This is a genomic window from Frondihabitans sp. PAMC 28766, assembly GCF_001577365.1.
In the GTDB taxonomy this organism is placed as follows: domain Bacteria; phylum Actinomycetota; class Actinomycetes; order Actinomycetales; family Microbacteriaceae; genus Frondihabitans.
In genome coordinates this window covers 2,519,986-2,534,359 of record NZ_CP014513.1, presented here as the reverse complement: position 1 = coordinate 2,534,359, position 14,374 = coordinate 2,519,986, and the positions used below count along the sequence as shown (strand labels likewise).

Sequence of the window (14,374 nt, the reverse complement as noted above, 5' to 3'; positions counted from 1 at the left end):
ACAGATGTCTAGCGAGCACGGTAGCACTTTCGCTAAACGCTTGTAGAGTGAATCCCATGCCGGGCACCACGAGAGACGCACGCAGGGCCGAGACGTCGCAGAAGATCCTGCACGCCGCCCAGCAGGAGTTCGCGCAGCACGGCTTCGACGGCGCGACGATCCGCGGCATCGCCGAACGCGCCGGGGTGCACGCCTCGCTCGTCATGCAGCACTTCGGGTCGAAGGCGCAGCTCTTCGCGAACGCCGCCCAGTTGCCCGCCGACGACTCCGCGGCCGCATCCGATCACCTCGCCGACGTGCTGAGCATGCGCCTCGGCGACCTGCCGCCCGAGACCCGCGCGCTCGTCCGGTCGATGTTCACCGTGCCCGAGGCCGCGGCGTCGATGAGGGCCTTCCTCGACGAGCGCGTCGAGAACCTCGAGAAGTCGTTCGAGGGCGACGACGCCGACGTCCGCGCCACACTCGCCGTCAGCAGCATCCTGGGATTGACGATCGCGCGACACTTCTTGAAGCTCGACGCCTTCGACCGCATCGACATCGACGCCCTCGTCGAGGCCGCGAACGAGCTTCTCTCGCGCGGAACGAAGGGCTAGACCTCCGACACCAACCCGCGCAGCAGCGTGTCGAGCACGAAATCGAACCGGTCGTGCCCGGCGCCCGCGGTCAGCTCTCGCGCGTGCTCGACGGTGTTCGGGAAGCGCTTGGCCGGCAGCGACTCGAGCCGCGCGACGACCTCGGCGCGATCGAACGCCTGCCCCTCGACGCCGTCCGTGTGATCGACGCGCAGCGACGCCTCGAGCGTGTACGCGCAGACGTAGAGGAAGATCGCGTCGATCGCCCAGGCGGCTCGACGCGGCGCCACTCCCCCGGCCAGCAGGATTCCGAGCATGCCCTCGCTGATCCGCAGGGTGTCGAGGCTGTTCGGCACCGCCGCGAGGGCGGCGCGCGAGATGCCGGGAAATCGCAGGAACTCGTCGCGGAGACGACCGCAGACGGCCCCGATCTGCTCCTGCCAGTGCGCAGGATCCGGGGCGGGCAGCGGCACGCGCGAGCTGAGCTCTCCGATCAGCAGGTCGTCGAGCTCCGCCTTGTTCTTGACGTGCGCGTAGAGGGATGCCGGCCCGGTCTCGAGGGCTGCCGCCACGCGCCGCATGGTGAGCGCGTCGAACCCCTCCGCCTCGACGAGGGCGAAAGCCGTGGCCATGATGCGCTCGACCGTGATCGGGGCCTTGCGCGGTCGTGACGGTCGGCGTTCGTGCCATTCGGTCGTCTCGGGCATGCCCCTACTGTACTTGACACGAACACCGTACTTGACAAGAACGCCGTTCGTAAGTAGAACAGTGTTCGTGACTACATCGACTCCCCCGCAGCTGGTTCCCGCTGCCTCCGCCACGGCGAAGCGCTCGCCGCGCTCCCTTCGCGAGGCGTGGATCGCCCTCGCCGGCCTGTCAGCCGTCTTCCTCTTCGAGATGCTCGACAACTCGATCCTCAACGTCGCCCTCCCCACCATCGGCCGCGACCTCGACGCGACCACGACCTCCCTCCAGTGGGTGACCGGCGCCTACTCCGTCGTCTTCGGCGGCCTGATGCTCGCGTTCGGCGCCCTCGCCGACCGCTTCGGCCGCCGACGAGTCATGCTGATCGGCCTCGTGCTGCTCGGCGTCGCCAGCCTCGCGACCGCCTTCGTCTCGACCTCGGGTGAGCTCATCGCCGTCCGCGCCCTCATGGGCGTCGCCGCGGCGATGACCACCCCCGGCTCGATCGCCCTCGCCTTCCGCCTGTTCACCACCGATGCCCTGCGCGTCCGCGCCATGACCCTCGTCTCCACCGTCGGCCTGGTCGGTCTGGCCATCGGGCCGACCGCCGGCGGCTTCGTCCTCGCCGTCGCCCCGTGGCAGGTGCTGCTGCTCGTCAACGTGCCGATCGCGGCCCTCGCGTTCGTCGGCATCCGCACGGGCATCGCCCGCGACGAGCCCGCAGAGCTGCACCGCGACCCGATCGACGTGATCGGCGCCGTGCTCGGCACGGTCACGATCGTGCTCGCCCTCGTGGCTCCCAGCCTCTTCGTGAACGAGGGCGCAGGATCCTGGGCCCCCTGGCTCGCCGTCGTGGCCGCCGTCGCCGCAGCGGTCTCGTTCGTCTCACGAGAGCGCAGCGCCCGCCACCCGCTGATCGACCTGAAGCTCATCGCGCTTCCTCTCGTCTCAAGCGGCCTGGCATACAAGGCCGCGACCGGTCTCGCGGTGGCCGGCCTCGGCTACTTCGTCACGCTGCAGCTGCAGCTCGACTGGGGCTGGCCGCCCGCGCTCGCCTCGATCGGCATGCTGCCCCAGGTGATCGTGCTGATCGGCGCCGGACCCTTCGTCAACCGATTCGTCGAGAAGGTCGGCTATGACGCCGCCGCATGGCTCAGCTCGATCGCCGTCGTCGTCGGTCTCGCGGTGTTCGCCGTGCTCGGGTCGTACGGCTACGTCTGGGTTGCGATCGCGCTGGCGCTCGTCGCCGCAGCGATCCGTGTCAACGGCGTGATCGCCGGCATGAACGTGCTGCGCGGCCTGCCCGAGAACCGCACGTCGATCGGCTCGGCGCTCGTCGACACCGCTTCGGAGGTCGCCACCGGCGTCGCGATCGCCATCGCCGGCACGGTGATCACCGGGCTGTTCGTCGGCGACTTCGCCGCGGGTCACTGGTCTACCGTGCAAACGGGGCAGTTCCACGCGGCTGTGCTCGTCGGCGGGCTCGCGCTCACCGCCATCGCCGCGACGCTGGTGGCCTGGGGCATCGTCCGTGCCCGGCGCTCTTCGCCCGCCCCCGCCCCCGCCGGAGCCGGCGCCTGACGCACCGCGAGATCGCACTTCCGCCGACAGACGCCCACCCGAAGCAGCCTAGGAGTGACACCCCGCCTTTCGGCCAAGGTCCCAGCGCCGCGGCACGGGGACCACGGCCGGAACCCGGGGTCTTGCCGGCGAGGCGCACGCCCCGCGAGAGGTGCCGCGAGGCCCGGCGGAACGTGCCGGGGGGTCAGTCGGTGCCGGAGTCGAACGCGGCACCCTCGGACGCGGCATCGGTGGCACGTTCGAGCGCCGCGTCGGCGGCCGAGCCGGGCGCGGACTCCCCGAGGATCTGCTCGGACTCGCCCGCCTGGAGCTCGCCGACCAGCTCGGCGGTCGCGCCGCCGATGAGGCCGGCGGCGGCGTATTGCTCGAGCCGTGCGCGCGAGTCGGCGATGTCGAGGTTGCGCATCGTCAGCTGGCCGATGCGGTCGCCGGGGCCGAAGGCGGCGTCGCCGACGCGCTCCATCGAGAGCTTCTCGGGTGGTAGCTGAGGGCGGGGCCGGTGGTGTCGAGGATCGTGTAGTCGTCGCCGCGACGCAGGCGGAGTGTGACCTCGCCGGTGACGGCCGAGGCGACCCAGCGCTGCAAGGACTCGCGCAGCATCAGCGACTGCGGGTCGAGCCAGCGGCCCTCGTACATCAGGCGACCGAGACGGCGACCCTCGTTGTGGTAAGCCGCGATCGTGTCTTCGTTGTGGATCGCGTTGAGCAGGCGCTCGTAGGCGATGTGCAGCAGAGCCATGCCGGGGGCCTCGTAGATACCGCGGCTCTTGGCCTCGATGATCCTGTTCTCGATCTGGTCGGATGCGCCGAGGCCGTGGCGGCCGCCGATGGCGTTGGCCTCGTAGACGAGGGCGACGGCGTCGGCGAACTCGGCGCCGTTGATCGCGACCGGGCGGCCGGCTTCGAACCGCACCGACACGACCTCGGTCGCGACCTCGACGTCGTCGCGCCAGGCGGCCACACCCATGATCGGCTCGACGATGTCGAGGCCCGAGGAGAGCTCTTCGAGGCTCTTCGCCTCGTGGGTGGCGCCCCAGATGTTGGCGTCGGTCGAGTAGGCCTTCTCGGTGGCGTCGCGGTAGGGGAAGCCGCGGGCGACGAGCCACTCGCTCATCTCTTTGCGGCCGCCGAGCTCCTCGACGAACGAAGCGTCGAGCCACGGCTTGTAGACGCGGAGGCGCGGGTTGGCCATCAGGCCGTACCGGTAGAAACGCTCGATGTCGTTGCCCTTGTAGGTCGAGCCGTCGCCCCAGATGTCGACGCCGTCGTCTTTCATCGCTCGCACGAGCATGGTGCCGGTGACGGCGCGGCCGAGGGGCGTCGTGTTGAAGTACGTCTTGCCGCCCGATCGGATGTGGAAGGCGCCGGTCTGCAGCGCGACGAGGCCCTCCTCGACGAGAGCGCTCTTGGCGTCGACCAGGCGGGCGATCTCGGCGCCGTACTGGTGGGCGCGCTCGGCCACCGAGTCGATGTCGGGCTCGTCGTACTGGCCGATGTCGGCGGTGTACGTGCAGGGCACCGCGCCCTTCTCGCGCATCCACGCGACGGCGCAGGAGGTGTCGAGCCCCCCGGAGAACGCGATGCCGACTCGCTCGCCGACGGGGAGACTGCTCAAGACCTTGGACATGCCATCAAGCGTAGAGGCTGAGACCCCTCTCGCCGGACGCTGTCGGGCCCGCTCGAAGTGGGGACCCCGCCAGCGGCGCTCTCCTCGCTAGGATTTCAGCACGGGGTGACGATCACGCCCCCCTTTTTTTGCTTGCCGAGGCCACCCATGGACACCACCGCCGCCGACCTGAACCGCCTGCTCGGCCCCCTCCGCCGCGCCGCCCTGCGCACCACCCGCGCCGAGGCCGCCTTGCCAGACCTGCCCGAGGCGCACGTCGAGATCCTGCGCGCGTTGCATGCTCACAGCCCGCAGAGCCCTGGCGAACTCGCCGACAACCTGCGACTCGCGCGCTCGACCGTCAGCAACCTCATCAAGGCGATGCTCGCCGCAGGGCTGATCACGCGCGAAACCGATACGGTCGACTCGCGCAGCACGGCGATCTCGCCGTCGCCCGAGGCGCTCGCCAACCTCGTGCGCTACGACGAGGCCGGCACACAGGTGCTGCAGCGGGCGCTCGACGAGTTCACGGCCGACGAGCGCGATGCCCTGGCCGGTGCGATGCCGCTGCTCGATCGGCTCGTCGAGATCCTGACGGCGCGCCCCGCCGCGGGCGACCGCCACCCGGAGTAGGCCGCCGCGGGCGTCGCCCTGCGCGCGAGCGACCCTCGCGCCGCCAGGGCAGGAGGCAGCGGCTCACCAGGATCGGCCGCCGCTCGGGGAGGAAGCCGGGCCACGCCGCAGAAGAAACCTGCGACACGGGAGGATGTCGCGCTCCAACCGCCGTCTCTTCCCGTCAGGACGTCGCGTCGTGTCAGTCGCGAAGCTCGAGGATCTCGCTGCGGTGGGTTCGATACGTCGCCGAGACCCGGTAGCCCGCCTTCTCGAGGTCGGCGAGACCGTACGTGTCGGTGGTCTTCCCCGTCGAGTACTCGATCAGCCACACCTCTCTGTATCCGCGGAATCGCCCGTCCGCGAGCGCCTGCGGCACCGTCAGTTCGCGGTCGTACCAGGTCGGACTCCGCGTGTACGGCACCGACAGGGTGACGTCCGTGAGGCCGCGGAAGCCCGCCGGGTAGGTGTGGAGTGCGAGGCGGGGTCGCTTCGAGGGTCGGGTGGACTCGTCGAACACCACGGCGCCCCCGGGGCTCGCATGGGCCCCGACGGCGGTGCTGATCTCGGCCCAGTCGCTCTGGTTCTTGGCGTAGAGGGTTCGCTGGGACACCCAGCTCGGCAGAGCCGCAACGGACACGCCGACGACGAGGAGAACGGCGACGAGGCCGCGCACCCGGGCCGTCCGCCACGGTAGCGCGGCCAGCGCCCGGACGCCCGCCGCCATGAGCAGACCGGCGCCCGGCGCCGACATCGAGAGATACCGGCCGGTGAAGTCGGCGAACGGGATGTTCGAGAGCAGCAGGATCACCCCTGGCACGGCCAGCCACACCAGCCCGACGAGCTCGAGGCTCGGCACGCGCGCCGACCGCGCGGCATCCGACCCGGGGGCGACGCGAGCCGCACGGCGACGCGCCCGGATCAGACCGGCTGACCAGGAGGCGACGCCCCCGACGATCAGCGCCCACGCGATCAGCGCGTACCACCACGTCCAGAACCACAGCCCGACGGCCAGGGAGGTGAAGTCGGTGGTGGTCTCGGTCGAGAGGAACGCGATCTGGCTGCGCTCGAGCACGGAGAAGACGACGACGGGGCCGGCCGCTGAAACACCGACGACGGCGGCGATCAGCCAGGATCGCCAGGTGCGCCGGGGTGCCCTGACCGCCGCGAGCAGGATCGCGTGCGCGACGAGCAGCAGCGCCGTGTACATGAAGATGTAGACGCCCACGGCGATGAGCACGCCGTAGAGCACCCACCAGCGCCGGCCGCCGCGGCGACCGCTCACGAGATCGACGAGCAGCAGCATCGCCCAGGCGACGACCGCCGCCGAGAAGGCGTACGACCGCGTCTCCTCGCCCATGTACGTGAAACGCGGCAGCAGGATGCAGATCACCCCGCCGACCAGCGCCGTGCGGGGGTCGGCGAGGCGGCGAACCAGCAGCACCACCGCCACGACGGCGAGCCCGACGGCGATCGCCGGCGGCATCCGCACCGAGAACGGCGACGCGCCGAACACGGCGATCCACCAATGCAGCCCGAAGTAGTAAGTGCCGTGCACGGCATCGACGTGCGTCAGCATGGCGAAGAGGCTGCCGATCGGCCGCGTGGCCGACAGGACGCTCGCGGCCTCGTCGCCCCAGAGGGACGGGATCCACGAGCCGAGCGACGCGACGACGCTGGCGATCAGGCCGAGGACCCATGGGGCCAGGGATGACGAGCGAGCGACGTCGGTGGTGGGTCGCCCGACCGTCGACGGTGGCGCGATCCGGATCTCGGCGGTGCTCGTCATCCCGATCAGAGAGCCCTGACCGTCGGGGCAGTGGCAGTGGCAGTGGCAGTGGCAGGCGCAAGGGCAGGCGCAGGCGTCGACCGCGCGGCGACGGGAAGCCGCAACGCCTCGAGGAAGCTGGCGACAGCCCGCTCGTTGTAGGCGGTGCTGTCGAGGTGAGACCGCTCGACACGCCCGTCGAGGAAGGCGATCATGCCCTCGGCGAGCGCCTCGGCATCCTGCTCGACGATGTGGATGGTGTCTTCCGGCAGGGCGTCTTCAACTGTCGCGAATCGGGTCGAGACGATGGGCATGTCGAGGACCGAGGCTTCGAGCAGCACCATCGGCTGCCCCTCGTAGTCGCTCGAGAGCACGAAGCAGTCGGCGCGGCTCATCACCGAGAACGGGTTGGACAGCGCCCCGGTGATGTGCGCGACCGTGACGAGGCCGAGGCGCACGATCAGCCGGGCGAGCGACTCCTGAAGGGGCCCGTGGCCGACGATCAGCAGGCGCGCCTCCGGGTGCCGACGGTGGACGGAGGCGAACGCGGTGATGAGGCGCTCGTGGTTCTTCTCGTTGGTGTAGCGGCCGACCGTGACGAACCACTTCGGCGCGGGCGCTGTCGACGTCGGTGCGACCAGGTCGCGCACCCATTCGGGAGTGATCCGCTCGCTCTCGGGTCGGCGAGGTGCGGCGACTCCCCCGCGTACGGCTCGGCCGCGGCGAGGGTCTGGATGCGGTGCGCGTCGACGACGTTCGCGACCGGGTGGATGCGACGGCCTGTGACGACGGAGTCGGGAAGGCTCTTCTCGTTGATTCGGGCGAGGCGCGGCGAGACGGCGGCGAGGTCGTCATAGCTCGGGTAGGTGCCGAAGATGGCCGGCAGGCTGAGCTCGAGAGGGTGCTTGCCGTGCACCTCGCGGTGCACCTCGGCGGCCATGTCGTTGTGCAGCCAGATGGCGCGGGGTGCCTCGGGCGAGTGCAGCAGCAGCTGCGCCCAGAGCGGGCTGTAGCCGCTGAAGTCGACGATGCGGTCGAAGGTCACGTCGCCGAAGCAACGCGCCCACTCGTCGTCCCACAGCCGACGCTGGTCGGGGTCGAGGCGGTGTGCGTCGGGGCGACGGCCGCGGTAGGCCTGGTGACGCCGCAGCTGCTGCCATTTCGTCCCGTTCATACCGCCGATGCGTGGGAACTGCCGGACGTGCGCCGGCACGTGCTCGCTGTTGACGAGCTGCTGGGCGGCTTGCGACCGGGTGTAGGCGATCGACACGTCGAAGCGCTCGGGCGGCAGGGCTCGCAGCAGGCTGAGCAGCGAGGCCGTGATGCCGTTGGAGGCGAGGTTGCCGGCGTGGATCAGGATCGACGTGCGGTCGTCGTGTGTGACCCGGTGCACGTCGTAGCCGCGGGTGCGCTGCCGGAAGACGATGTCGACCACGCGGCGAGCGCTCTGCCCCGCGCCGTCGCTCGTGAAGCGCTGCTGCCAAGCGTCCCGCGTGCTCTCGCGCAGGAGAGGGTCGCCGGGGGCCGCCGTGAGGGCGTCCTCCACCTGGTCGACGCTCTCGCAGACCACCCCGGGCAGCTCGTCGTCGGTGAAGTAGCGGCCTCGGGCCGCATCGTACGAGTCGCGGTCGGGGTGAAGAAGACGATGCGGCGCCCGGTGGCGAGGAAGTCGAAGAAGATCGACGAGAAGTCGGTGATCAGGCTGTCGGCGACACCAAGAACGACGTTGGTCGGCATCGAGCCGGGCACCAGAATGCGAGCGAGGTCCGGTCGCCCACCGACGAATCGCTCGACGATCTGATGAGTCTTCAGCAGCACGACGTACTCGTCGCCGAGGCGCTGCTGCAGATCGGCGACCGTTCGCACGAGGGTTTCGACGTCGTCGGACGGATTGCCGAAGGAGTCGCCGCGCCAGGTCGGCGCGTACAACACGATGCGGCGGCTGCCGAGGCCCAGGCCGCGGGCGTCGAGAGCATCGCGCGTTCGCAGGACGTCGTCGGGCGCGAGCCGCTGGCGGTCGACCCGCGGTAACCCTCGCGGATCACGGTGCCGCGAAAGACGCCGTCGAGCTTGTAGGCCCGGCCGTACATCTGCTCGGCCATGAAGGCGTTCTGCGCCAGCAGGTAGTCGGCCTGCACGAAGTTGCGGATGGTGTTCGCCGACTCGCGGGCGCCGTCGGGCATGTCGTAGCCCATCGCCTTGAGGGGTGTGCCGTGCCACGTGTTGAGGTAGACCTGGCCGGGCCGCTTGCCGAACTGCACGGGGAACGTGGCGTTGTTGACCAGGGTTCCGCTGGTCGAGAGCGCCTTCCAGTAGTCGGCGCTCTCGCGCTCGACGAACCGCACGCGGCGGTCGCTCTGGAACTCGCGGCGCACGGCGTCGTGGGCGCTCGACTTGTCGAGGGCCCAGACGTGACGCAGGTGGGCGAGATCGGGCGACGCCAGGATCTCGCGGAAGATCGCCTCGGGATTGTCGAGCACCCCGCTGCCGGCGAACGACTCGTAGAGCACCGTGTCGGCCTCGACGGGCAGCCGCCGAGCTCGTGCGATCTGCTCGAACCGCAACGCCGTGCGCGCCCTCTTCATGGTTCTCTTCGCCTTCGATGCTGCGCTCATGCCACCTCTGCCTTCCGGAGTCGTCCGCGAACGCCAGTTCACGTGGCAACTCGCAGAAAGCTCTAAGAAAGGGTGACGGGCCCGGGTGTCGCAGAGGTGACCGAGACGGCACGGGCGAGTGGCGCCCAGAAGTCGGGGCTGCCCGAGAGGTCGACCACGCGGGTGAAACGGGCGCTGCCGAACAGCCTTGTCACCTCGGCCGACCACAGACCGGTGTGGCGGCCGAGGCCGAGGCGGCGCGCGATCTGGGCCACGGTCGATCCTGCGATCTCGCCCTGCCGCACCATGATGCGCACGCGGCTGTCGAGATCGACCTGCCAGGCCAGAAAGGCGGGTCGGCGGTCGTCGGAGACGATGACGCTCACGTCGACCTCGTCGAGGTCGATGCGGGCGAGCTCGGCCTCGACGCGGGTCGCCCTGTCGCCTGCCGGGAAGCCGCCGACCACCAGCAGGACGGCCGGTTGGCCCGGGGCAGTCAGTGTGAAGCCCTGGTCGCCGATGCCGCCGAAGACGGAGTCGACGACGCGCCGCGCCGCCCCGCCGTCGTCGTGCGGCACGAAGCGCCCGCGGGCGGCCGACGTGTCGACGACTTCTCCGTGCGCGATGACCTCGGCGACGCTCGCGACATCCGTCGACACGGAGCCCGGCCAGTCACTCGGCTCGATGTAGAGGCCGCGATACTGCGAGTAGTCGGCGAGGTCGGGCACAAGGAAGTGGATGCACCGGCCGCTGACGAGGTAGTCGAAGAAGATGCTCGAATAGTCGGTGACCAACCGGTCGGCGACGGCGAGCACCCGGTTGGTCGGTAGGTCGTTCGGCACCAGGACGCCCTCGAACTCGCCTCGCCCCCGGGCGAACGCGTGCACGACCTGGTGCGTCTTCACAAGCACCCGGTAGCGCTCGCCGAGCCGCCGCTGCAGCTCGTTCACCGTGGCGAGCAGTGCCGCCGCGTCGTCGTCGGGCTTCGAGAAGTTCGTGCCCCTCCACGTCGGCGCGTAGAGCACGAGCTCGCGCCCGTCGAGGTCGACACCGGCCTCTCGCAGGGCGGCGCGCGTCGCCTCGACGTCGGGGGCGGAGGCGAACTGGTGGTCGATGCGCGGATACCCGGTCTCGAGCACCCGAGCACCCGCGATCCTGCCGAGCTTGTGCGCGTCGCGGTAGAGCCGGTCGGTCATGTACGGGCCGGTCGAGAGCAGCACGTCGGCGTGGAGGAAGGTGCGCAGCACGTTCGCGACGCGTGACGCCGGGTCGCCGATGTCGAAGCCCATCGCCTTGAGCGGCACGCCGTGCCAGGTGCTGAGGTACGTCTGGCCGGGCCGCTTCGAGAACCAGCGGGGGAAGGTGGCGTTGCCGACAAGCCATCCGCTCGTCGAGAGGGCCGTGACCCAGGCTCGGGTGCCGCGGGTCACGAAGGTCACCCGCGAGTCGGCGGCGAACTCGGCGCGGATCCGGTCGGACTCGTGCCCGGGTTCGAGCGACCACACGTGCCGCAACCGCCGGTACCGGGGGTCGCTGACGAGCAGCCGGAAGATCGCCTCGGGGTTGCAGAGCGCGCCGTTGCCGTCGAACGACTCGTAGAAGACGGTGTCGGGGCGGATCCGCCGCCGACGCGCCCGGGCCATGCTCTCGCGCCGAGCCGTTCGAGCGAGACGTTCGGCGATGGTCGGCATGGCTCGCCGATCCTATCGGGCGCGCCTCTGGGTCGTTTCTGAGACTCGGGGCAGGAGACTGACGGCATGTCATGGATGAAAGACAGTGCCCCGGCCGGCGACCGAGTCGACGTCGCGCCCCACCTGCCCGGCATCCTGCATGTCGTGCGCCGGCAGTCCGACGCGATCTCGTTCGGGGCCGCAGCCCTGGTGATCGTCATCGTGTTCGGGTTCGTGCTGTCGCACACCTACGCAGTGACCCACGCCGACCTGTCCGTCGACAAGGCCTTCAGCCACGCTCACCGGCAGGTGCTGACAACGATCACGCACGCGGTCTACACGATCATCAGCCCGGCACCCGCGATCGTCATCACGGCGATTCTGACGGCGATCATCTGGGCGCGCACCCGCAACCTGCGCGCCGCCGTCACGTTCGCCGTGCTCGTGGCCGTCAGCTGGGTGCCCAGCGACATCGTCAAGATCCTGGTGCACCGGCACCGCCCCGACCCGACCGCACTCGCGCACCCCTTCCTGCCCACGCCGCCCGACCCGTCGTACCCGAGCGGCCATGTCGTCTTCGCTGCCAGCCTGGCGATGGCGTTCATCTTCCTGGCCCGGGGCACGCGCTTCCAGGGGCTCGCGATCACGCTCGGCATCGTCGGGGCGGCAGTCGTGGGCCTCAGTGTGATCTACCTCGGCGTGCACTATCCGACCGACGTCATCGCATCGCTGCTCTGGTCGGTGGCGGCCACCACGATCATCTTGACGCTGTGGAACCGCTATGTGATACCGCGGACGTATCGAGCGCTGGCGGCCGTCGATACTGCGCGGCGGTAGCGCCCCATCGGGTGAGGTAACCTCTCTCGACGGGCAGCAGAGCCGAAGCCCGAGCAGCCCGAGGAGCACGCATGATCGACGTCGATCCTGTCCCCGCTGACCATTCGTCGGCTGACGGCCCCCTCGCCGGCCTCACAGTCGCCGACTTCAGCCGGGTCCTCGCCGGCCCCTTCGCCACGATGACCCTTGCCGACCTCGGGGCCGACGTGATCAAGATCGAACGGCCGGGCACTGGCGACGAGACCCGCCACTGGGGCCCGCCCTGGTCGCCGAGCGGCACCAGCTCGTACTTCGACTCGGTCAACCGCGGCAAGCGCAGCATCGCCCTCGATCTCGCCGACCCCGACGACCGCCGCACGGCGCGCGCCATCGCCCTCCGGGCCGACGTCGTCGTCGAGAACTTCCGCCCCGGCCTCATGGACTCGTTCGGGCTCGGCCACGCTGCGCTCTCGGCCGCGAACCGGGGCGTCGTCGTGTGCTCGATCTCCGGCTTCGGGTCGGGGGCAGGGTCCGAGATCCCCGGCTACGACTTCGTGGTGCAGGCCGTCGGAGGGCTGATGAGCATCACCGGCGAACCGGGGGCCGCGCCCATGAAAGCCGGCGTCGCCCTCGTCGACGTGCTCACCGGCAAGGACGCCGTCATCGGCATCCTGGCGGCCCTCCGCGAACGCGAGACCTCCGGCCGCGGCCAGCACGTCGAGGTGAACCTGCTCTCGAGCCTGCTCGGCTCGCTCGTCAACCAGGCCGGCGGCTACCTCGCTACCGGCACCCCGCCCGGGCGGCTCGGCAACCGGCACCCCTCGATCGCACCGTACGAGACGCTGGAGTGCGCCGACGGCCCCCTCGCGGTCGCGGTCGGCAACGACGAGCAGTTCGGGCGGTTCGCCGTCGCGCTCGGCCTGCCGTCGCTCGCCGTCGACACGCGCTTCGCGACGAACGCCCTGCGGGTCGCGAATCGCGACGCGCTCGCCGCCGCCGCGGAGGAGATCCTGCGCACCGAGCCCGCCGCCGTGTGGCAGGCGCGCCTGCAGAGCGCGCGGATCGCCGCCGGGGCTGTGGGCACGATCGCCGACGCGTTCGCACTCGCTGACAGGCTCGGGCTCGACCCGACCTGGAGCCCGGGCGACGGCGAGCTGAGGCAGGTCCGCAACCCGGTGCGGCTCTCCCGCACTCCGGCCCGGCAGCCCGGCCCTCCCCCGCGGCTCGGCAACACCAGCGCCGCCGACCTGCTCGACGCCGCGACATCCTCTTCCCCCCGAAAGGCCTGAGTCATGACCACCACGTTCGACAGCACCACCGACCTCCTGGGCATCGACGGGCTGCTCTCGGCCGACGAGCTCGCCCTGCGCGCCTCGGTTCGCTCGTTCGTCGACGACGCCATCCGACCGCACGTCGCCGAGTGGTTCGAGACCGCCACCTTCCCTGCGTCGATCATGGCCGAGCTCGGCTCGCGAGGCCTTCTGGGCATGCACCTGGTGGGGTACGGCTGCCCCGGCCGCTCGGCCGTCGAGTACGGGCTTGCCGCAATGGAGCTCGAGGCCGGCGACTCCGGGCTCCGCACCGCGGTGAGCGTGCAGGGGTCGCTCGCGATGTCGGCGATCCACAAGCACGGCTCGGAAGAGCAGAAGCAGCACTACCTGCCCCTGATGGCTCAGGGGTCGCTGATCGGGTGCTTCGGGCTGACAGAGCCGACGGCAGGATCCGACCCGGCCACGATGGCGACCTTCGCCCGCCGCGACGGCGACGACTGGGTGATCTCAGGGTCGAAGCGCTGGATCGGTCTCGCCTCCATCGCCGACGTCGCCGTGATCTGGGCGCAGACCGACGACGGCATCCGCGGTTTCCTCGTGCCCACCTCGACACCGGGCTTCGCTGCCACACCCATCACCGGCAAGCTCTCGATGCGCGCCTCGATCCAGTGCGACATCGAGCTCGACTCGGTGCGAGTGCCGGCCGATGCGATCCTGCCGGGCGCCCGCGGTCTGCGCGGGCCGTTCGAGTGCCTCAACGAGGCCCGCTACGGCATCGTCTGGGGTGTGCTGGGCGCTGCGCGCGACAGCTACGAGGCAGCTCTCGCCTACGCGTCCGAACGCCTGCAGTTCGGCAAGCCGCTCACCTCGTATCAGCTCACCCAGCAGAAGCTCGTCGACATGCTGCTCGAGTTGCAGAAGGGGCAGCTGCTCGCCCTGCACCTCGGGCGCCTGAAAGACGCCGGATCGTTGGCGCCCCATCAGATCTCGATGGGCAAGCTCAACAACGTGCGGCAGGCCATCGCGATCTGCCGCCAGGCACGCACGATCTTCGGCGGCAACGGAATCACGCTCGAGCACGCGCCGTTCCGCCACGCCGACAACCTCGAGAGCGTCCGCACCTACGAGGGGACCGACGAGGTGCATACGCTTGTGATCGGGCAGGCGATCACGGGCGTCGCCGCCTTCCGATGACCCGACC

At 70.4% G+C, this 14,374-nt stretch carries 10 protein-coding genes and 3 pseudogenes; 6 read left to right on the top strand and 7 right to left on the bottom strand.

The features are described 5' to 3' along the window. Positions 1–56: 56 nt before the first annotated feature. Positions 57–593 carry a TetR/AcrR family transcriptional regulator gene (locus tag AX769_RS12175; RefSeq protein ID WP_066279649.1) on the top strand — a complete coding sequence of 179 codons (537 nt, stop codon included), beginning with the start codon at positions 57–59 and terminating at the stop codon, positions 591–593. On the opposite strand, the gene AX769_RS12170 is transcribed toward AX769_RS12175, so the two are convergent. Continuing rightward, positions 590–1,279, bottom strand: coding sequence for a TetR/AcrR family transcriptional regulator (locus tag AX769_RS12170; RefSeq protein WP_066279646.1), 690 nt, complete (start codon positions 1,277–1,279; stop codon positions 590–592). The genes AX769_RS12175 and AX769_RS12170 overlap by 4 nt on opposite strands. Positions 1,280–1,346: 67 nt before the next feature. On the opposite strand from AX769_RS12170, the gene AX769_RS12165 reads away from it, so the two are divergent. Further along, positions 1,347–2,837: an MFS transporter gene (locus AX769_RS12165; protein WP_369824026.1), complete on the top strand. Its 1,491-nt coding sequence runs from the start codon at positions 1,347–1,349 to the stop codon at positions 2,835–2,837. A 184-nt stretch (positions 2,838–3,021) separates the two neighbouring features. Here the strand turns inward: AX769_RS12165 and argG are convergent. Then, positions 3,022–4,463 (bottom strand): annotated as a pseudogene (argG, locus tag AX769_RS12160) (argininosuccinate synthase). Between the two features lie 147 nt (positions 4,464–4,610). Here argG and AX769_RS12155 point away from each other — a divergent pair. Continuing rightward, the gene (locus tag AX769_RS12155) at positions 4,611–5,075 is read left to right on the top strand and encodes a MarR family winged helix-turn-helix transcriptional regulator (RefSeq protein ID WP_066279643.1); all 465 of its coding nucleotides are present in this window, start codon (positions 4,611–4,613) and stop codon (positions 5,073–5,075) included. Positions 5,076–5,256: 181 nt separating this feature from the next. On the opposite strand, the gene AX769_RS12150 is transcribed toward AX769_RS12155, so the two are convergent. The 5 genes and pseudogenes from AX769_RS12150 to AX769_RS12140 all read right to left on the bottom strand — a co-directional run bounded on the left by AX769_RS12150 (position 5,257) and on the right by AX769_RS12140 (position 11,107). Then, positions 5,257–6,843: a glycosyltransferase family 39 protein gene (locus AX769_RS12150; RefSeq protein WP_066279640.1), complete on the bottom strand. Its 1,587-nt coding sequence runs from the start codon at positions 6,841–6,843 to the stop codon at positions 5,257–5,259. Positions 6,844–6,848: 5 nt separating this feature from the next. After that, a complete protein-coding gene (locus AX769_RS25240) occupies positions 6,849–7,472 on the bottom strand; it encodes a glycosyltransferase (RefSeq protein ID WP_239451771.1) in 624 nt (207 codons plus the stop codon). 827 nt (positions 7,473–8,299) lie between these two features. Then, positions 8,300–9,042: pseudogene (locus tag AX769_RS25235) on the bottom strand (CDP-glycerol glycerophosphotransferase family protein); the annotation flags it as partial. Then, positions 8,946–9,407, bottom strand: a pseudogene (locus tag AX769_RS25715) (CDP-glycerol glycerophosphotransferase family protein); the annotation flags it as partial. The pseudogenes AX769_RS25235 and AX769_RS25715, both read right to left, overlap by 97 nt. 92 nt (positions 9,408–9,499) lie before the next feature. Next, on the bottom strand, positions 9,500–11,107 hold the full coding sequence (locus tag AX769_RS12140) for a CDP-glycerol glycerophosphotransferase family protein (protein ID WP_066279638.1): 1,608 nt from the start codon (positions 11,105–11,107) through the stop codon (positions 9,500–9,502). A 66-nt stretch (positions 11,108–11,173) separates the two neighbouring features. Here AX769_RS12140 and AX769_RS12135 point away from each other — a divergent pair, with 66 nt between their 5' ends. The 3 genes from AX769_RS12135 to AX769_RS12125 all read left to right on the top strand — a co-directional run bounded on the left by AX769_RS12135 (position 11,174) and on the right by AX769_RS12125 (position 14,367). Further along, the gene (locus tag AX769_RS12135; RefSeq protein WP_082763790.1) at positions 11,174–11,923 is read left to right on the top strand and encodes a phosphatase PAP2 family protein; all 750 of its coding nucleotides are present in this window, start codon (positions 11,174–11,176) and stop codon (positions 11,921–11,923) included. A 71-nt stretch (positions 11,924–11,994) separates the two neighbouring features. Then, positions 11,995–13,191 carry a CaiB/BaiF CoA-transferase family protein gene (locus tag AX769_RS12130; RefSeq protein WP_066279631.1) on the top strand — a complete coding sequence of 399 codons (1,197 nt, stop codon included), beginning with the start codon at positions 11,995–11,997 and terminating at the stop codon, positions 13,189–13,191. Positions 13,192–13,194: 3 nt separating this feature from the next. Beyond that, entirely contained in the window at positions 13,195–14,367 is a 1,173-nt protein-coding gene (locus AX769_RS12125; RefSeq protein ID WP_066279628.1) for an acyl-CoA dehydrogenase family protein, read from the top strand. The last annotated feature ends 7 nt before the right edge of the window (positions 14,368–14,374 follow it).